This is a genomic window from Sphingopyxis alaskensis RB2256, assembly GCF_000013985.1.
Classification (GTDB): domain Bacteria; phylum Pseudomonadota; class Alphaproteobacteria; order Sphingomonadales; family Sphingomonadaceae; genus Sphingopyxis; species Sphingopyxis alaskensis.
Window position 1 is genome coordinate 725,736 of record NC_008048.1, and the last position, 18,216, is coordinate 743,951.

The following is an 18,216-nucleotide window of genomic DNA, read 5'->3' on the forward strand; positions in this document are numbered from 1 at the left end:
CGTGGCAAAAGGGGAGGACAAATGGCAAATCTGGACTGGATCGCAATCATCGTCGCGGCGGCGGCGGGTTTTGTCGTCGGCGGCATCTGGTACGGGCCGCTATTCGGCAAGGCGTGGATGAAGGAACATGGTTTTACCGAGGAGGATTTGAAGCAGGGCAATTTCGCGCTGATCTATGGCGCGACCTTTTTGCTCAGCATCGTGTCGGCGATCTTTCTGGGGCATTTGCTCGCGCATTTCGGCGCGATGAGCGCGCGCTCGACGATGATGATTTCGGTCGGCGTCGCGCTCGGCTTTATCGTCCCGGCAGTCGGCACCAACTATCTGTTCAGCCGCGCGAGCGGCAAGCTGTTCGCGATCGACGCAGGATATTGGCTGCTCTTCTATGCGGCGATGGGCGCGGTGTTCGTCCTCCTCGGCTGATCGTTCCGCCCGGCGGCTTCAACCGGCGGAAGCCGCCGCCTCATCGTCTTCGCAGCGGACGACTTCGACGATCAGGTCGCCATGTTCAAGCCGCTGCGCTTCGGGCTCCCAGAAGCCATGGGGTGTGCCGGCGCGATAGACACGCAGCCCGCGCCCGCCGCTCGCAAGCTGGTCGAGGCTGCGGCCTACCTCTTCGGCGGCGACCGGCCGTTCGCGCAGCTGGACGCGCCCCCCGATGCTGGCCAGGTCGGCCATATATTCGGCGACATGCGCCCCCTGCGCCGATCCGGCGAGCAGCAGCCCGGTAAAGCTGACCGGGTTGATGACATTGTTCGCGCCCGCCTGGCGTGCGAGCAGCTCATTGTCCTGCGCGCGGATGACGACGCTGATCGGCACCTTGGGGGCAAGGTGACGCACGGTAAGAACGATCAGGATCGAGGTGTCGTCGCGTCCCGCGGAGACGAGCACCGACTGCGCCTCGGCCACGCGCACCGCGACGAGCGTTTCGTCGTTCGAGGCATCGCCCGCGAGTACATTGCATCCCGCCGCCTCGGCGGCACCGATGCGCGCGGGCGACTGGTCGATGACGACGATGCACGACGGGTCGGTGCCACGCTGGATCAGCTCATGCACCGCCTCGGCGCCGCTGACGCCATAGCCGAGCACGACGATATGATTGGTGAGCCTGGACTGGATGCGGGCCATACGCCATTTTTCCCATGTGCGCTTGATGACGAAATTATAGGCGGTGCCGACGAAGATGAAGAGCACCGCGATGCGGATCGGCGTGACGATCACCGCTTCGATCAGCCGCGAGCGGTCGGAGATCGGCGCGATGTCGCCGAACCCCGTCGTCGTGACCGAAATCATCGTGAAATAGACGACGTCGAGGAAGCTGATGTGGCCATCATGATGGTCGATCAATCCGTCGCGGTCGATCCAGTGAACGAGCACGACAACGCCGATCAGGGCGAAGGCGATGCTGAGACGCGTGACGACGTCGGCCCAGATCGGCCATTTGCTCGCGCGTTTGAGCAGGTTGATGCTGCCCTGGATATGAAGCCGGGAGTTGGTCCTTTTGCTCATCGCGGCTCTTGTGCCAAAGCCGAGAGGTCGTGACTAGCGGCTGATTGCAATCGGCCAATGCACGTCGCCCCCGCGAAGGCGGGGGCCGCTAGCGACATTTTGCTTCGACGCTGCGTGAACCGACAGCGGCCCCGCCTTCGCGGGGGCGACGATGCTAGCCAGCATAGGCCGCGCGGAGTGCGGCGAGCGAGGGGTCGTGCGTCAGGTCGAGCTGGAGCGGGGTGACCGAGATGAAGCGATCGTCGATCGCTTCCAGATCGCTGTCGTGACCGAGGCTGTGCTCGATGCCGTGGAGGCCGAACCAGTAATAGGGATAGCCGCGCGGGTCCGTGCCCTCGACGATCGAGCCGCGACCATAATCGTGAAAGCCCTGGCGCGTGACGCGGATTCCCTGCACCTCGGCGGCGGGGATCGCGGGGAAGTTGATGTTGATCAGCGTGCGCGGCGCCATGTCCATCGTCATCAGCGGCGCGAGCACCCGGGCGCCCCATTGTTCGGCGGCCTCGAACGGGACGCTGTCGCCCATGCCTTCGCGCGCATAAACCTGACTCAGCGCAATCGAGCGGATGCCTGCGAGCGCGCCTTCGATTGCCGCCGAGACGGTGCCCGAATAGGTGATATCGTCGCCCAGATTGGCGCCGCGGTTGACGCCCGAGAGGATGAGGTCGGGCTTTTCGGGCATCAGCTTGCCGATCGCCATCATCACCGAATCGGTCGGCGTGCCGCTGCACGACCAGCGCCGCGGCCCATGTTCGCGGATGCGCACAGGGCGCGAGAGGGTGAGCGAATGGCCGGCGCCCGATTGCTCTTCGGCGGGGGCGCAGACCCAGATGTCGTCCGACAGCTGACGCGCGATCGCTTCGAGCACCGCCATGCCGGGGGCGTGATAACCGTCGTCGTTGGTGAGGAGGATGCGCATCATTTTCTCTTTCTCGGTTCCGTTCGCATTGAGCGAAGTCGAGATGCCCATCGGCATGGCGCAAGGCCGTTGGGTGTCTCGACTTCGCTCGACACGAACGGGAAAGTGGAGTCAGTTTAACCTTGTCAACCCAGGGGCGTCAGCCGGGTGATCCCGCCCATATAGGGCAGCAGCGCCGCCGGAATGTCGACGCTGCCGTCGGCCTGCTGGTAATTTTCGAGGATCGCGACGAGCGTGCGCCCGACCGCAAGACCCGAGCCGTTCAATGTGTGGACGAACTCATTGCCCTTGCCGCCCTCTCGCCGGAAGCGCGCGTTCATGCGGCGTGCCTGGAAATCGCCGCAGTTCGAACAGCTCGAAATCTCGCGATAGGCGTTCTGGCCGGGCAGCCAGACTTCGAGATCGTAGGTCTTGCGTGCGGCAAAGCCCATGTCGCCGGCGCAGAGCAGCATCTTGCGATAGGGCAATTCGAGCGCTTCGAGGATGCTCTCGGCGGCGCGCGTCTTGCGTTCGAGTTCGGCGTCGCTGTCTTCGGGGCGGGTGATCGAGACCAGCTCGACCTTCCAGAACTGGTGCTGGCGGATATAGCCGCGCGTGTCGCGCCCCGCCGACCCCGCTTCGGAACGGAAGCAGGGGGTGAGCGCGGTCATGCGGATCGGCAGATCGGCCTCGGCCAATATCTGCTCGCGTACCGCATTTGTGAGGCTCATTTCGGAGGTCGAGATGAGCCAGAGGCCGTCGGTGGTCTGGAACAGATCCTCGCGGAACTTGGGAAGCTGCGTCGTTCCGAAAGCGGCGTCGTCGCGGACGAGCAGCGGCGTCGCACATTCGGTGTATCCCGCCTCGATCGTCTGCCTGTCGAGCATGAACTGGCCGAGCGCGCGTTCGAGCCGCGCCATCGGGCCTTTGAGAAAGGCGAAGCGTGCGCCCGACATCTTCGCCGCCGTTTCGAAATCGAGACCGAGCGCGGGGGCGAAATCGGCATGTTCCAGCGGCGTGAAATCGAAGCTGCGCGGCGTGCCCCAGCGCGACAGTTCGACATTGCCCGCCTCGTCCTCGCCATCGGGCACGTCGTCGGCGGGGAGGTTGGGGAGCGCGGCGAGGCGGTCGTGGAGCGCCGCGAGCTGCGCGCGCTCGGCCTCTTCCCTGGCCGGGAGGGCGGCCTTCAGCGCGGCGACCTCGGCCTTCAGCGCCTCCGCCTTGTCCTTGTCGCCGGCGGCCATCGCCTGCCCGATGAGTTTCGAGGCTTCGTTGCGGCGCGCGAGTGCGGCCTGGATGTCGGTTTGCAGCGCGCGAAGTTCGGCATCGGCGGCGAGGATTTCGGCGGACAGCGGCGCAAGGCCGCGGCGCGCGAGGCCGGCGTCGAAGGCGTGCGGGTTGTCGCGGATCAGGCGGATGTCGTGCATGAGCGCGCTATGGCGTTACCGCCGGGCGCGCGCAACCCCGTTGCACCGGCGTCGCGGGCGTAAAAAAGGGCCGCCCCGAAGAGCGGCCCTCAGTTCGGTGGTCCGGGTTTGCCCCCTGACCGCCAGTGGATTCGGATCAGGCCGCGTCGGCGTTGTCGTCGGCCGCGGCGTCGTTGCGATTCGCCGCGCGGCGGCGCGCGACGAGCGCCGCGGCCGCGGCGCCGAACAACAGCAGCATCGGTGGCGCCGGAACCGGCGTGGGGTCGCCCGACGAACTGCTGGTGCTGCCGCCCGAGCTCGACGACGAGGAGGAGCTGGACGACGAGCTGCTGCTGCTCGACGAGGAGGAGCCGGTGCTGCCGGTCGAACCCCAGCTGCTGCTGCCGCCCGTGGCACCTGACGAGGTCGCGCCGCTCGACGTGCTGCTGCTCGACGAGGAGGAAGATGAGGAACTGCTGCTCGACGAGGAGCTGCCCGATCCGCCCGACGAGCTGCCGCTCGACCCGTTCGAGCCGCCCGAACTGCCGTGCGACGACGATCCGCCCCAGCTTGAGCTGCCCTTTGACGAGCTACCGCCCGACGAGGAGGAGGAACTCGAAGAGGAAGAGGACGATGAACTCGACGACGAGCTGCTGCTCGACGATGAGGTGCTGACGCCCCCGGTCGAGGTCGACACGCCGCCCGTCGAGGTCGACACGCCGCCGGTTGAGGTCGAGACTCCGCCGGTTGACGTCGAGACGCCGCCGGTTGAGGTGCTGACGCCCCCGGTGGATGTGCTGACGCCGCCGGTCGAGGTCGAGACGCCGCCGGTCGATGTCGAGGTGCTTACACCGCCCGTCGAGGTCGAAACGCCACCCGTCGACGTCGATGTGCTGACGCCGCCCGTCGAGGTCGACACGCCGCCAGAGGTGCTGCTGCTCGTCGTGCTGAGCCCGCCTGTCGTCGTCGAGGTGACGACGATGCTGCCGCTGCTGCCGCCCGAACTGCCGCCGAAGAATCCGCCGAAAAACCCACCACCGAATCCGCCGCCGAATCCGCCGCCGATCACCGTGACGCCGCCGCCGCTGCCGCCGCCTTCCCAGCTCGCCTGCGGGAACGGGGCATAGGGGATTGGAGGCAGCGGGATCGTCTGCGTGACGACCTGCTGCTGCGGGGTTTCGGTGCGGATCACCCTTTTTGTCGTCACGACGCGGCGCACGCGCTTTACCGGCTTGCGTGCGGCGTGACGCTTGCGCACCACCTTCTTGCCGGTGCATGGCGAACATTTGACCGTCTGCGCGCGCGCCGAGGGAACATCGGCGACCTGCATCGCGCCGCTGCCGATAATCGCGCCGCCGCAGGTGCAGGCACAAAGCTTGGCGAGGGCCATCCGGACAGACATAGGTTCTTCTCTCTTTCCCGTTACAGGTGCGAAGCGCCAGCGATCCGGCACCCCCGATCGGCTTTCGCTAGAAGCAGAAAGGCCAAAGCTTTGTGAACGCGGCAATCGCGTTAACCGCGTTTGCCTGTCCGACAGTGGGAAAGGGAGGGCGAAATCAACCAGAATTGCCACATCTGTCCCAAAACGGAACGTAAAAGGCAATGATTCTATGCGATTGGTTAATCTTCGGACCTAAATCACGGTCGCCGCGACGGTACGGGGCGGCGCGACGTGGCGCGAGAATCGCCGCCGGTTCATCGCGGCTTCACGCCATATCGTTATCGGCGGCTTCGGTGCTTGTATCGTGGCAAGCGGCTGGTTATAGGCGCGCCACTCCCCGAGCCGCTTTGGCGGCGCGCCGGTGACAGGAAAGGACGCGAGAGCCCCTCATGCCGACCAAGATTGCCGATGTTGGCGCTGACGCGCTTCGCGAAGCCAAATCCAATCTCGATTCGGACTATGTCCCGAGCGACGACGAAGAGTTTATGAACGAGCGGCAGCAGGAATATTTCCGTGGCCTGCTCATCGCATGGAAAAAGTCGATTCTCAGCGAAGCCGAATCGACGCTGGCGCATTTGCAGGACGGTCCGCTGCGCGAGCCCGACCTTGCCGACCGCGCGTCGAGCGAGACCGACTGGGCGATCGAACTTCGCACCCGCGACCGCCAGCGCAAGCTGATCGCCAAGATCGACGCGGCGATCCGCCGTATCGACGAGGGCGAATATGGCTATTGCGCGGTGACCGGCGAACCGATCTCGCTGGCGCGGCTGCAGGCGCGGCCGATCGCGACGATGACGCTGGAGGCGCAGGAGCGCCACGAGCGCAACGAACGCATTTCGCGCGAGGATTGATCGCGCGCATCCGCGCCGCCCATTTACGTTTCAGCAACTGCGCTACCCTAGATTCCGTGCCGCAACGACACGGAAATGGGGCGCAGCCATGGATTCGCAACGGCCAGCAACATTGGACGAAGAGGTCGCGGCGCTATCGCGCAGTGCCGATCGCGACAGCTTGTTCATGCAGGCCGAGATGGCGCTCGGCGGGCGGCCCGGACGCACCACGGTGCGCGTACGCAACCTGTCGCCGGGCGGGATGCTTGCCGAAGCCATGGTGGCGGTCGAGCAAGGCGCAGCGGTTGAGGTGGATCTGCGCAACATCGGCCCGGTTGCAGGCCGCGTGATCTGGGTCGGCGAGGGCAAGTTCGGAATCGCGTTCGACCGGCTGGTCGATCCGCGGGCGGTGCGTCGTCAACTGGTGTCGGGGTCCGACCTGCCGCCCCATCTGCGGCAACGAGGGGCGGTCGGCGACCCCTTCCATCGCCGGCGCTGATGCGTCCCGTGGCGGGCGGCGTCAGTCGGCGATAGCGCTGGCGATCATCCGATCGCGAGCATCTCTTCCTTGAGTTTCAGTTTTTGCTTCTTGAGCTGCGCCAGTACGCCGGTATCGGGGGCGGGGCGGCGTTCTTCATTCGCAATTTTCGCATCGAGGTCCGCATGGCGGGATTTCAGGGTGGAAAGGTGCGACCTGCTCATTTGGCATTCTCCTTTTTCGACTCGATGGGCAGAGCCGAGTAAATCATGAATCGGCCGGAATGTCGTTACGATTCGGCCAGTCGGTCCCCGTTGCGGACCAATGGTGAACGTGGCAGGGTTGCCGCGTGAGCCCCGAAGAGATCAGCCAGCGCCTCGAACTTCTGCGCATCGAGCACCGCGACCTCGACGCCGCGATCATCGCGCTCGCCAGCGCGGCGGTTTCCGACCAGCTCCAGCTCGCGCGGCTCAAGAAACGCAAGCTTAAGCTGCGCGACGAGATCGCCTGGTGCGAGGATCAGCTGCTCCCCGACATCATCGCCTGAACGCATCGGTCAAAGCGGGACAGCCGCGGTTTCAGATTTCATGGTTAGCGCCATTGCCCGATCCATGTTCGGCGTGGCATTTCCACCGTCATGGACGACGAACGAACGGGCCTGATGACGCGGAGCAGCTCCGTGCAGCGCGCCCAGGTCGAAAATCTCTATGTCGAGGCGATGTTGCTCGCCGACGAGGCGCACGCGGCCTTTGCCGCGCAGCGCGACCTGGGCCTTGGCGAGGATGGCGCGCGGAAAGGCGATGCGCTGGCGCAGATTTCATTGGCGTGCGAATCGCTGAAGACGACAACGCGGCTGATGCACATCATCGCCTGGTTGCTCCACCGCCGCGCGATGCTGGCGGGGGATCCCGGCGCTGGCCCCGGTGACAGTGCGGCGCGGATTGGCGAACCGGTGGTGGCCGACTGGGCAGTCTGCGCCAGTTTCGATGCGTCGCTTCGCCGCATCATCGGCGCGAGCGAGCGCCTGTTCGAGCGGATCGCGCTGATCGAGGCGGGCTGGAACGCCCCCGCGGCGACGCCCGTGCAGCAGTTGCTGGCCCGGCTCGAAGCGCGGCTTTGACGCGCCCGCGCGCGGGCGGCGCAGCGGGCCCGCGTTCCCCCCCTCGACGGACCGCCTTGTGCAGCCACAGCTTGCCATAATGACCATTTTATGAACTATTGGCGGCGGGTTGCTTCATCATCCTTATTGACGGGGGGAAGCGCATGGCGAATGACGGGGACAAGCGGGCGAAGACCGAACGACGGGCGGGCGATCGCCGCGTCGCCGACGATCCCGATTTCAAGGGGCCGGAGCGTCGCAAGGGCGACCGGCGCACAGACAAGGACCGCCGATCGGGCGATTGAGCGCGGAAGCAGCGGGCGCCGACGGGAGAAATGACATGGCCGAGATGCGGACGCCGCGCCTGAGCGTCGATATCGTGTCCGACGTCATGTGCCCCTGGTGCATCATCGGCTGGTTGAAGTTCGAGCGGGTGATGGATCATTTCGACGGGCGGCTCGATTTCCGCGTCCAGTGGCATCCCTTCGAGCTCAACCCCGATATGCCGCCCGAAGGCGAGGATGCCGCCGCGCATGTCATGCGCAAATATGGCATCAGCGCCGAACAGAGCCGCGCCAATACGGGCCGGCTCGCCGCCATTGCCGGCGAACTGGGTTTCGCCTTCAACCGCGGACCGGGTTTCCGGATGCGCAACAGTTTCGACGCGCACCGTCTGCTGACCTGGGCGGGCGCCAGCGAGGTGCCGGACCAGGCGGCGCCGACCGGTGTGCAGACCGCGCTCAAGCTGGCGTTGTTCAGGGCGCATTTCACCGACAATCGCGATGTCAGCGACCATGATGTGCTCGCCGATGTCGCGGCGTCGGTCGGACTCGACCGCGCGCGCGCAGCCGCCATATTGGCCTCGGACGAGTTCGGCGCGATGGTGCGGACCGAAGAGAGCTGGTGGGCCGACCGCAACATCACCGGGGTGCCCGCTTTCATCCTCGGCGGGCAGATGCTGGTGCCGGGGGCGCAGGACCCCGAGGTGTTCATCCGCGTGATCGAGAAGAAGGTGCTCGCGCCCGCTGCGTGACGTGTCTTGCATGGCCCGCACCCCGTGAGGGGAAGAGTCCATTTCTTCGGGATTTTTCAAGGACTGCGCCCTAAGGCGGGGCGGATGAGGCTAATCGGGGCGAAGCGATGGAGGGCGGGTGGCGCCCCCGCATTCGTGCGGCTCGTGGCGGCCGTTCTGCTGTTCGGCGGCGGCTATGCCGTCGCGAACCGTTTCCAGCTGATCCACAGCGTCGCCTATCGCCTTGCCGCGGGCGATGTGCCCAGCGCCGCGACGGCCCTGCTTTTCCTTGCCTTTCAGGCGGCTGTCTTCCTGGCGGCGCTGGTGCTTTTTCCGCGGCGCTGGGCGGCGGTGCTGCTGGTGCTCGCGGGCGCCTCGATCCTCGTCAACACCGGTTATGCGCAGCTTGTCGCCGAGCTGCTCGACGCGGGGTCGCTCGCATGGCTGTGGGCCGAAGCGCGGCAGGCGGGCAATGCCGCGGGCGAGTTCGGCGGCGAATTGCCTTGGGTCGCGGTACAGGTCGCGGCGGCGCTGGCGTTGTTCGTCGCCGCACGGCGGCTGGCGCGGCGCGCGGCGCACTGGCCGTGGGGCGGCGGCTGGGCGGCGGCGACGCTCGCGCTGCTCATCGTGCCGAGCATCGCCTATCGCCACGCCGCGCTGTGGCCCGAGGGCGCCGAGCGCAGCCTCTATGGGCTGGCTATCGACCTTGCGGGTGCGCCGCCGCCGCCGCCGCGCGGCGCGGTCGAGCTGGCGCCGCGCGCGCCGCCGGACGCGCCGCGGCATATCGTGTGGGTGATCGACGAGAGTGTCGCCGAAGCGCCTTTCCGGCGGCTGATCGCGCCGACGCTGGCGGACACGCCGCACCTCGACTTCGGGGTCGCGGCGGCGATGGGGCATTGCAGCGCGCCGGCGCAGGTCGCGCTGCGCTCGGGCATCGATGTGCGCCGCGTCGATACGGACACCGACCTGCGCCGCACGCCATCGATCTGGGCCTATGCCAAGGCGGCGGGCTATCGCACGGTGATGATCGACGGGCAGACGACGGGCGCCCCGCAGAACCTCCTGCTGCCGCCCGAACGGGCGCTCATCGACGCCTATCGCGCGATGCCCGGCGGAATCGACACCGACCTGACGATGGCCGACGCGATCAATCAAGGCCTGAAAAGGGACGAAAGGACATTTACCTATGCCGTGCTGCGCGGGGTCCATTTCCAGTATCGCGATCATTATCCCGCGGGCACCCTTCCGGCCGATGCTCCCGTCGCGCTGCAATATGCGACGGCGCTCCGATGGTCGAAGGCACGCTTTTTCTCGCGGCTGCTCGCCGGGGTCGACCGCGCGGGCGTCGCGATCGTCTATACGTCGGACCATGGGCAGAATCTGACGCCCGGCGCGCTGCCGCATTGCAGCCGCGCGCCCGTCGCCGACGAGTTTCGCGTGCCGCTGCTCGCCTTTCTGCCGCCGCGGCTCGCCGCGCGCTACGGCGATGCGCCGCGCGCGGGCCATTCGGTGAGCCAGATTTTCCCGGCAACGCTGATCTGGATGGGATATGACGCGGCGGCGGTCACCGCGCGCTATGACCGCGACCTGACGCAGCCGACGGCGCGCTTCGTCTGGTTCGGGCGCACGGTGATCCCGACCGGCGGCGAGACGGCGATCGACGTCACCGCGGGCCCCCATTTCCCCGGACGTTGACCGTGCAGATCAGTGCGCGCGCGGGCGCGGCGGTCCGGCGATCAGCTTGTTGAGCGTCGCGAGGCGGCGGCGCGCTTCGGTCCAGTCGCGTTCGGGATGCGCCTGAATCTGGTTCAGGAGCACGCGCACCTCCTTGCGGCGGTCGCCTTCGGTTACGGCCTGCATGGGCTTTCTCCTTTCGGCGGCCAGCATAGCATGGCGGCGCGAGTCGGGGCCAACCGTCCATCGCGCATCGGGCAGGGCCGGTCGCACACAGAGGGTGGCGCGACGGGCCGCCCGCCCTTATCCTGCGCCGATGACCGGAGGGGCGAGCAGAAAAATTGTCATCGGCCGGCTGAAGGCCAAGCCGTTGCTGGCGGGGCAATTGCTGTGCGCGATCGCGGCCGCGGCGCTGTTCGTGCGGCAGGTGAGCGTCGCCTGGGGCGACGGCGCGGGCGTGGTGCTGCGGATGCTGCTGTTCGGCGATCTGCTGCTGAGCGCGGGAATTGTGCTCGCACTGTTCGGCTTCGCCGCCTTTTTTCGTGCGTGGCGACGGCGCGATGCCTTCATCTGGCACGACGGCGCGCGGCTGTATCGTGGTCCGTCGGAAAGCTGGCCGCTGCCGCTGATCCGCGATGTGGTGGTATCGAAGGGCGAACTCGGCATCGCATCGTTGCGGCTGGTCGTCGACGACGACAGCGAGGTGACGCGCGAGCTGGTGAAGCTGTACCTGCTCGCGGACGCGCCCGAGGCGGTGCGCGGCGGGGTGATGTTCGCGGTGGCGGGCGTGCGCGGGTTTCCGGCGGGGTCGGCGCTGAACTGAGCCGGCGGCGGCGCGTCCGGGGTGTCAAAGGTCAGTAAAGGTCAGCCCCGCGGCGGCCCCCTTTTCTCCAAAGGTCACTAAATATCAGCCCTGCGGCGGCCCCGGTTCGCCAAAAGTCAGCAAAGGTCAGCCTCACCGTGCGGCGACGCGAGGGGCGGCGCGGCGGGCACCGCGACCGGATCGTCGCGATCCTCACGATACCAGGGCGGCAATTGGCCGTCGCATTGGTCGGCGATGTCGAGCGACATCGCAAGATCGTCCGGCGCCATCAGCGCCGCGGGCGCGGCGGGGGGTGCGGGTTCGAGGTGGATTAGCGCCTCGGCAACGGGGGTGACGGCGGGCGCGGGCGTCGCGGCGCGCTCGCCGAAGCGTTCGGGGCCATAGGCGCGCAACAGGAACATCAGCAGCCGGTCGCTCTGGCGCAGGCGGCGGCCGACGCGGTTGCCGTCGCGGTCGAACACCGGCTCGTCGGTGCCGACGAGCGCGCGTTCGAACGCGGCGTCGAGCAATTTCTTGGCCGCAGCATCGATCGCCGCGGACCAGGCGCGGTCGAACGCTTCGGCGCCGGGTGAGCGGCGCAGGCGATAGGCCGAGGCTTCGGACATGCCGACGGCTTGCGCCGCGGTGACGACCGAGCCGCAATCGGCCAGCGCCTCGATAAAGGCGCGCTGCCTGGCGGGCGACCAGCCATCCTTGCGGGGCTTTTTGAGGACGGGCACCCAGTCATAGGCGGCGGGGTCGTGCCCGTGCGCGTCGAGCGCGGGGGTGGCGGCGGGTTCGGGGGCGGGCGAGGGGAGGGTGTTGCTCATTGGACAGTTTGGAACATAAAAGGAACATGTAGGAAAGCGTTTTTTTTTTTGGCGGGGTTCGGGCTCCGACAAATGCGCCCGAACCCGCCGGATCATCGGCCCTCGGTCGCTGGCGTTGTGTCTGGGCTCGACGTCGGAACTGCGGCAGGCACTGGCGGAGGCGCTGCGACAGGAATGGCGGCAACCGGCGCGGCTTCGACCGCGACCGCCATCAGTGCGGGCTTCGCCGCCGCTGCGCCCGCGGGAACCGCAAAGGCGAGCTCTTCCTTGGTGCGGACGCTAAGTTCGCGACCCGCCGGGATTCGGCCGGTCTTGCCGGTGATAAAGGGCGCGGCGACCCAAACGAGGGCGACAGCGGCCACCGTCGCGACGGTGTTGCCTTCGCCTTCCTGGCGGAAGGTGCCAATTAACGGGATGCGATTTCCGCCGACATCGACGTAGCGCACCTCGATTTCCATTTTGCCCGACTTACCGAAGGCGCCCTTGCCGGTCTTCCATGTGACTTCGCCGGTCGCGCGCGCGCCCTTCGGAATCACGATGAAGCCGTCCTGCACCACATTATGAAGGACGGTCATGTAGAAGGTGTCGCCCTCCCCATTCTTCTTGGTCGATAGTTCCTCGTTCATGCTGAGCAACACTTCGGTATTGGCGGGCAGCATGCGCACGGGATTCGTGGTCGGAGCGGCGACGGGCATCGCGACAAGCGCCGGCGCGGCGTCGGCCGACGCTGGAACGACGGGCGCGTTCTGCGCGGTGGCCGGACCGAAAGCATGCGCGACGAGCGCGAGCGCAACGGCGCCCACGAGCAAATTGGATTTCATGAAAACAACCCCCAAACCAGCAAGCCCCCTGCTCGCCGTGCGCCGTGCAAATCAGGAAATGCGCGGCCGGTCAACCGCGTTAACATTCGGCGCGGTGCCAAAGTGGGCGTGTGAGGGGGTTGGGAGGCGGGATCGTCTGTTTCACGCGACAGCGCGAGAACGCGAAGCAGCCCGCGCTTTCGTCACCCCGGACTTGATCCGGGGTCCATGCAACGGCCGTAGAATGGATGCCGGATCAAGTCCGGCATGACGAAGGAAGGGCAGGTGTGGGGGCGCAGGGCTACGCCCCCAGCGGCGGCAACCCCAATTCCTCCGCCAAGTCGCGCCAATCGGGGTTCGCCGCCTCGATCAGTTCGATCTTCCACTTGCGCTGCCAATTCTTGATTTGCTTTTCGCGCGTGATCGCGGCGTGCATCGTCCCGGCGAGTTCGAACCAGACGAGCGTCTTGACGCCATAGCGTTTGGTGAAGCCGTCGAAACTGCCGTCGCGGTGCTGGCAGATGCGCTGGATCAGGTGCGACGTGACGCCGGTGTAGAGCGTGCCGTGCCGCGCGCTCGCCATGATATAGGCGCAGGGCTGAAAGTCGGCGTGCATGGGATGGAGGCTAGGGTCGAGACTCAATCACAGCCAGAAGGCCACGGCGGCTGCGAGGCTTACGGCTGACAGGAAATTCCTGGCGAGTTTATCGTAGCGGGTAGCGATGCGGCGGAAGTCCTTGAGGCGGCAGAACATGGCCTCGACCCGCCAGCGATCTTTATAGCGTCGTTCGTCATACTGGATCGGGCGCTTGCGGTTGCGTCGGCCGGGGATGACAGGGATGGTGCCCTGTTCGCGCAAGGCAGCCCTGATGCGGTTGGCGTCGTAGCCACGGTCGGCGATCACCCGCTTCATTCCGACGGTTTCGCCGATCAGCAGGTCCGCGCCTTTCACGTCGGACGTGTTGCCGGGCGTCAGGACGAGGCGGAGCGGTCGCCCAAGGACATCGACAAGCGCATGGATCTTGGTCGTCCGGCCGCCACGCGAGATGCCAATGGCATTGGCCCGCGCCCGTTTCGCGGTCCAATGATCCCCCGGATCATTGGCATGCGCTCAACTTTGCGCCACCGGCAGAGCGGTGGGCCTTGATGTAGCTGCTGTCGATCTGGCCGGTTTCCGCGATCCAGCCCTCCTCGGTCAGCGCCGCCAGGATGCGGGTCCAGATGCCCCGCCTGCTCCACCGGTTCCAGCGATTATAGACCGTTGTCGATGGGCCGTATTCAGGCGGGCAATCCGCCCAGCGGCCGCCGCACTTGAGCATGTGAATGATGCCGGAGATTACCCTGCGATCATCGACCCGCCGCGCTCCGGGCTGGTTCCTCGGCAGGTGGGGCTCGATCGCCCGCCATGCTTCATCTGACAGCCAGAACAACGAACGCGACATTTCCAAAGGCCTCCTGCTTCAGCGGAGAACCCGTGAATCAATGTGCGCGCCGATTTTCAAGAGGCTGATTGAGTTTGGACCCTAAAGTAGTGAAATCGGCGACTCATATTCGTCATGTTTATCCTGCGCGGGGCACCAGTTTTCAATGATTTAGCTGGCGTTTGGTTTTCATCTTCCGCTTCAGCAATCGCCCGGCATCACCGGCGTTCCGTTTGACCCCTTAGAGCGCGATGAAGGTGGCGCGTTGCAACTTCCGTTCGACCGTTCAGTCCTGAATGGCGTTAGAGCGGCGTGCTTCGCTTTTGACCTTGAGGATCGCGGCCAGTTGGGCGGCGGTCTGCTCGATCGGTGCGCGGCTGCATTCGACCCGCGCCATCACGAGGCTTCCTTGCAAAGCATTTGTGCAGAGGAGCGCCATCGCCTCCGCCTCCCTCGCCTCGAAGCCGTCTTCGATCAGCTTGTCCCCCAGAATCCGCAAGCGGGCGGCAAAGGCACGGCGGCCAGCTTCGGTCACGATGCGGTCGTCCGGTGCCAGTTCCAGCAGGACGGTTGTCATCGGGCAGCCATCGCGGAAGCCGGACTTTTCCATCCATTGGCCAAGCAGTCGTGCATGCTCGACCAGCAGATCGGCGGTTGAGCCGGTCCTGGCGGCGATGTCCTCGATCGTCTCCATCACCCGGCGCCCGGCTTCTTCCACCGCGGCGGCCGCAATCGTCGGCTTGCCATCGGGGAAATAGTAATACATCGAACCCTTGGGCGAGCCGCTCGCCAATACCAGATCGTTCAGACCGGTAGCGGCATATCCGCGTTGGCGAAATAGCTGCACTGCGGCATCGATTATCGGTTGCCTGTGTTTAAGCTTGGCGGCCATTTGCTCGTTCCTCTGATCTCGCCCGCCGACCATGCGTGACCCTCAACCCGGCATCCGTCAAGCCTCGGGTTCCAAAAATTATATTGACTGGTCTATTTAATAGTCTCAGGAAGACAGCCTCTCGAAGGAGTGGATTCGATGACAGGCGCAGTAAGCTACTTTCACGAGAATGGCGTTGCCACGATCACGATCGATGACGGCAAGGTGAATGTCATGACGACAGACTTGCTGGATGAACTGTGCCGTTCAATCACCCAGGCCAGGGACGATCGGTCGATGATCCTGCTCCGGTCAGGTCGGGAGAAGATCTTCTCCGCAGGCTTCGACGTCAAGCCACTGACCAGCCGGGATGCAGAGGCAAGTCGCGCTCTTCTGCAAGCAGGGATCAATGCGATCCTTGCACTTCTGGAGTATCCCTATCCGGTAGTCAGCCTTTGTGCAGGACATGCTTACCCCATGGGGGCATTTCTGCTGCTCGCCTCGGACGCACGGATCGGAGTTCATGGGGAATATCGGGTCGGGATGAATGAGGTGGCGATCGGTATCGCCGTGCCCGATTTCGCCTTGCATCTTGCTGGATATCGTGTGGCCCCGACGTGGCTTCACCGAGTGGTCGCGCTTGGTCGCATGCTGAATCCCCAAGAGGCGGTCGAAGCCGGTTTCCTCGATATGCTGGTGCCTCCGGAACGGGTCGAAACGGCACTGGACCAAACCATTGGGCACCTCGCGGGCCTGAATATGGCGGCACATGCGTCAACAAAGAACCGGATGCGGGCCAATGTTGCCGAAGCAATCAGAACGGCCGGCCGCGATCGGCTGTTGCCGACCGGTTGAGCCCGTCCGGGGCCGCCGCCGGTGGGGCTCCCGGTCGTCCTTCGGGTCGCCGGTGGCCCCGGACACCCATCGAGATGCAAGGGGTAACCATGACAAATCTTGATGTCCGCGCATTGGCAACAGAGCATGCGCGGCAATGCGAAGCTGCGTCACTCTTCTTCATTGCTCGCCCGCTTGATACGTGGCCAGCCATCGACCCATTCGATTTCCTCGACAAGCATCACCCGACGCGAATTGACGGCATCGCTGTCTTTTTCGCGCGATTTCCTGACATCGACGGCGTGAAACAATATCCAATAGCGATCCTCATCATCTTGAACGATCGCGTTATGACCCGGAGCAATCCAGCGACTGTCCGCTTCCACAATCACGCTGTTCGGCGTTCCCGTCGCGTGCGCAAGCGTCTCGAATGGGCCTGTTGCGCTCGCCGAGCGCGCGACCATGACCGCATAATGAGCGTCCGGACCACAGCAATTATCGCCCGAGTAGAACATATAATAATAATCGCCATACTTCGTCACCCAGGCCCCCTCGACGAGGCGCTGGTAATTCTCCTTGCTTGCATCCGGGATGACGCGGACCAACTCTGTCGGCTTGCTCCCTTGCGCGAAAGACATGCGATCAACGGCCAACTCCTGGACCTTGATGGGCGCGAACCCCGATCCCCAATAAAGCAGGCGCTTGCCGGTCGCCGGATCATCATAGGCCATCGGATCGATATTGATGAAACCTTCGCCGCACTGCAGCGGATTGCCGATGTCGGTAAATGGCCCCTCCGGCCTGCTCGCCGTTGCTACCGCGAGACACAATCCGCTTTTGCCGTCGACCAGCGCAGCGTCGGGTTTCGCCGAGTAGTAAAGATAATAACGGCCATCATGCAGCGAGACGTGGGGCGCCCAAAAATCTTGAGTCCGGCTTGCCCACTTCGGCTTCACCGGCAACGCATCGCCGACCCGCTCCCATTGCGCGAGGGTGCGCGAACGCGCCACCTGAATATTCTGCATGCGCCCCCCGACTTCGCCCTGGGTGGCGTAGGCATAATAATAGCCGTCGGGCGCTTTGAGCACGGCCGGATCGGGAAAATTTTCGTCGATGACAGGATTGCTTATAGTCGGCCTCCCAGGCGCCGTTGCACAGCCGCCCAGCACCATGAGCGCGAGAAATAATGCCGATTTTTCTGCCCTCATGATCGCTCCTCCGACAATTCAAATCGCCAGATAATCATGTTGGAATAGGTTTGGCCGGGTTGAAGTGCTATTGAGCCGAAGCCAGGCTGGTTGGGCGCATCGGGAAATTGTTGCGGCTCGAGTGCGATGGCATCGCCGCGGCAATAGGACTTTCCCGCCTTGCCCCGCGTCGTGCCGTCAAAGAAGTTGCCCGAGTAGAATTGCAGGCCGGGTTGGTTGGACAGCAAAGTCATGGCTCGCCCCGAACGGGGATCAATCAGCTTTGCCACCGGCCGCGGCGCGGCGGCAACTTCGTCGCCGACGACCCAATTATGATCATAACCCAGACCGAAGCCGAGTTGCTCATCGTCCATCCTGCCAACATCGTCGCCGATGACCTTGCCCATGCGAAAATCGAACAGACTGTCTTCGACATGACGCATTTCACCGGTCGGGATCAGCTCGGAATCAACGGGGAGAAAATGATCCGCGTGGATCGTCAGACGGTGGCCCATCGCGCTATAGGCCGCGCCTTCCCCGCCCAGATTCCAGTAAACATGGTTTGACAGGTTAACCAGGGTGGTCGCGTCGGTGGTGGCGCGGTAGTGGACGCTCAATTCATTGTCTGCGCCAAGTGCATAGGTTGCGCCGACGGTCAAGGTGCCGGGATAGCCCTGATCGCCGTCGGGACTGACATATTGCATGGTGACCGACCGATCGCTCCTGTGGGTCACGGTCCAGTTGACCTTGTCGAATCCCCGTGCTCCGCCATGGAGCGAATTGGAGCCATCATTGGCCGAAACCACATAATCTTTGCCGTTCAATGTGAAACGGGCCTTCGCGAGCCGATTGGCGACCCGCCCGACGGTCGATCCGAAATACTGCGGCTTGCGGAGATAGTCGTCGAGCGTGGCATAACCCGCTGCGACATCGGCAAATACACCATATCGGTCGGGAACGCAGACCGATTGCAGGGACGCGCCGTAGGTGATGATTCCTACCGACATGCCGCTTTCATTTGCGAGCTTGATGCGCTTCACAATGTCCCCATTGTCGAGCGTTCCGAACTCGGTCTCGGTTGCTGTGCTGTGGTGCAAACTAACCCCTTTCCAATTGAGATGATT

22 protein-coding genes and 1 pseudogene are annotated in these 18,216 nt (G+C 64.9%); 11 read left to right on the top strand and 12 right to left on the bottom strand.

Annotation, left to right across the window (positions count from 1 at the left end; translation table 11 throughout):
- Window positions 1-21: 21 nt before the first annotated feature.
- The gene (locus SALA_RS03595; protein WP_011541030.1) at window positions 22-423 is read left to right on the top strand and encodes a DUF1761 domain-containing protein; all 402 of its coding nucleotides are present in this window, start codon (window positions 22-24) and stop codon (window positions 421-423) included.
- Window positions 424-441: 18 nt separating this feature from the next.
- Here the strand turns inward: SALA_RS03595 and SALA_RS03600 are convergent, their stop codons facing one another.
- The 3 genes from SALA_RS03600 to serS form a co-directional block, all read right to left on the bottom strand.
- Window positions 442-1,509: a potassium channel family protein gene (locus tag SALA_RS03600; protein WP_011541031.1), complete on the bottom strand. Its 1,068-nt coding sequence runs from the start codon at window positions 1,507-1,509 to the stop codon at window positions 442-444.
- 154 nt (window positions 1,510-1,663) lie between these two features.
- Window positions 1,664-2,428: a 5'/3'-nucleotidase SurE gene (surE, locus tag SALA_RS03605; protein WP_041383641.1), complete on the bottom strand. Its 765-nt coding sequence runs from the start codon at window positions 2,426-2,428 to the stop codon at window positions 1,664-1,666.
- Between the two features lie 125 nt (window positions 2,429-2,553).
- Complete coding sequence (serS, locus tag SALA_RS03610; protein ID WP_011541033.1) at window positions 2,554-3,834, bottom strand: serine--tRNA ligase; 1,281 nt, start codon at window positions 3,832-3,834, stop codon at window positions 2,554-2,556.
- 125 nt (window positions 3,835-3,959) lie between these two features.
- Between serS and SALA_RS17280 the strand changes: the two genes are divergently transcribed.
- The 3 genes from SALA_RS17280 (at window position 3,960) to SALA_RS03630 (ending at window position 6,583) form a co-directional block, all read left to right on the top strand.
- The gene (locus SALA_RS17280) at window positions 3,960-4,940 is read left to right on the top strand and encodes a hypothetical protein (RefSeq protein WP_192807442.1); all 981 of its coding nucleotides are present in this window, start codon (window positions 3,960-3,962) and stop codon (window positions 4,938-4,940) included.
- Between the two features lie 703 nt (window positions 4,941-5,643).
- Window positions 5,644-6,105: an RNA polymerase-binding protein DksA gene (gene dksA, locus SALA_RS03625; protein WP_011541035.1), complete on the top strand. Its 462-nt coding sequence runs from the start codon at window positions 5,644-5,646 to the stop codon at window positions 6,103-6,105.
- A gap of 112 nt (window positions 6,106-6,217) precedes the next feature.
- A complete protein-coding gene (locus SALA_RS03630) occupies window positions 6,218-6,583 on the top strand; it encodes a PilZ domain-containing protein (RefSeq protein ID WP_237700918.1) in 366 nt (121 codons plus the stop codon).
- Window positions 6,584-6,627: 44 nt separating this feature from the next.
- Here SALA_RS03630 and SALA_RS16655 read toward each other — a convergent pair whose 3' ends face one another.
- Window positions 6,628-6,786: a DUF465 domain-containing protein gene (locus SALA_RS16655; RefSeq protein ID WP_084764663.1), complete on the bottom strand. Its 159-nt coding sequence runs from the start codon at window positions 6,784-6,786 to the stop codon at window positions 6,628-6,630.
- Between the two features lie 125 nt (window positions 6,787-6,911).
- Here SALA_RS16655 and SALA_RS03635 point away from each other — a divergent pair, with 125 nt between their 5' ends.
- From SALA_RS03635 to SALA_RS03650, 5 genes are all read left to right on the top strand, one after another.
- A complete protein-coding gene (locus tag SALA_RS03635; protein WP_011541037.1) occupies window positions 6,912-7,109 on the top strand; it encodes a YdcH family protein in 198 nt (65 codons plus the stop codon).
- Window positions 7,110-7,223: 114 nt separating this feature from the next.
- Window positions 7,224-7,682, top strand: a complete 459-nt coding sequence (locus SALA_RS03640) for a DUF1465 family protein (protein ID WP_041383644.1) — start codon at window positions 7,224-7,226, stop codon at window positions 7,680-7,682.
- Window positions 7,683-7,825: 143 nt separating this feature from the next.
- Window positions 7,826-7,966: a hypothetical protein gene (locus SALA_RS17285; RefSeq protein ID WP_192807443.1), complete on the top strand. Its 141-nt coding sequence runs from the start codon at window positions 7,826-7,828 to the stop codon at window positions 7,964-7,966.
- A gap of 35 nt (window positions 7,967-8,001) precedes the next feature.
- Window positions 8,002-8,694: a DsbA family oxidoreductase gene (locus SALA_RS03645; protein ID WP_011541039.1), complete on the top strand. Its 693-nt coding sequence runs from the start codon at window positions 8,002-8,004 to the stop codon at window positions 8,692-8,694.
- 84 nt (window positions 8,695-8,778) lie between these two features.
- The gene (locus SALA_RS03650) at window positions 8,779-10,368 is read left to right on the top strand and encodes a sulfatase-like hydrolase/transferase (protein ID WP_011541040.1); all 1,590 of its coding nucleotides are present in this window, start codon (window positions 8,779-8,781) and stop codon (window positions 10,366-10,368) included.
- Window positions 10,369-10,377: 9 nt separating this feature from the next.
- Here the strand turns inward: SALA_RS03650 and SALA_RS17290 are convergent, their stop codons facing one another.
- Complete coding sequence (locus SALA_RS17290) at window positions 10,378-10,533, bottom strand: hypothetical protein (RefSeq protein ID WP_192807444.1); 156 nt, start codon at window positions 10,531-10,533, stop codon at window positions 10,378-10,380.
- A 130-nt stretch (window positions 10,534-10,663) separates the two neighbouring features.
- Between SALA_RS17290 and SALA_RS03660 the strand changes: the two genes are divergently transcribed.
- Window positions 10,664-11,170, top strand: a complete 507-nt coding sequence (locus SALA_RS03660) for a hypothetical protein (protein ID WP_041383066.1) — start codon at window positions 10,664-10,666, stop codon at window positions 11,168-11,170.
- Window positions 11,171-11,286: 116 nt separating this feature from the next.
- On the opposite strand, the gene SALA_RS16405 is transcribed toward SALA_RS03660, so the two are convergent.
- The 5 genes and pseudogenes from SALA_RS16405 to SALA_RS03690 form a co-directional block, all read right to left on the bottom strand.
- Entirely contained in the window at window positions 11,287-11,979 is a 693-nt protein-coding gene (locus SALA_RS16405; RefSeq protein ID WP_049754583.1) for a hypothetical protein, read from the bottom strand.
- A gap of 92 nt (window positions 11,980-12,071) precedes the next feature.
- Window positions 12,072-12,800, bottom strand: coding sequence for a hypothetical protein (locus tag SALA_RS03670; protein ID WP_011541043.1), 729 nt, complete (start codon window positions 12,798-12,800; stop codon window positions 12,072-12,074).
- Between the two features lie 280 nt (window positions 12,801-13,080).
- On the bottom strand, window positions 13,081-13,395 hold the full coding sequence (locus SALA_RS03675; protein ID WP_011541044.1) for a GIY-YIG nuclease family protein: 315 nt from the start codon (window positions 13,393-13,395) through the stop codon (window positions 13,081-13,083).
- Between the two features lie 27 nt (window positions 13,396-13,422).
- Window positions 13,423-14,221, bottom strand: a pseudogene (locus SALA_RS16660) (IS5 family transposase).
- A gap of 265 nt (window positions 14,222-14,486) precedes the next feature.
- Window positions 14,487-15,092 (bottom strand): TetR/AcrR family transcriptional regulator, encoded by a 606-nt coding sequence (locus SALA_RS03690; protein ID WP_041383069.1) that lies wholly within the window; start codon window positions 15,090-15,092, stop codon window positions 14,487-14,489.
- Window positions 15,093-15,230: 138 nt separating this feature from the next.
- On the opposite strand from SALA_RS03690, the gene SALA_RS03695 reads away from it, so the two are divergent.
- Window positions 15,231-15,926, top strand: a complete 696-nt coding sequence (locus SALA_RS03695) for a crotonase/enoyl-CoA hydratase family protein (protein ID WP_011541046.1) — start codon at window positions 15,231-15,233, stop codon at window positions 15,924-15,926.
- Between the two features lie 149 nt (window positions 15,927-16,075).
- Here SALA_RS03695 and SALA_RS03700 read toward each other — a convergent pair whose 3' ends face one another.
- Together SALA_RS03700 and SALA_RS03705 are read right to left on the bottom strand one after the other, a co-directional pair.
- Window positions 16,076-17,113, bottom strand: coding sequence for a glycoside hydrolase family 43 protein (locus tag SALA_RS03700; RefSeq protein ID WP_011541047.1), 1,038 nt, complete (start codon window positions 17,111-17,113; stop codon window positions 16,076-16,078).
- Window positions 17,110-18,189, bottom strand: a complete 1,080-nt coding sequence (locus SALA_RS03705) for an aldose epimerase family protein (RefSeq protein WP_011541048.1) — start codon at window positions 18,187-18,189, stop codon at window positions 17,110-17,112. The genes SALA_RS03700 and SALA_RS03705 overlap by 4 nt, the downstream gene beginning before the upstream one ends.
- Window positions 18,190-18,216: the final 27 nt, after the last annotated feature.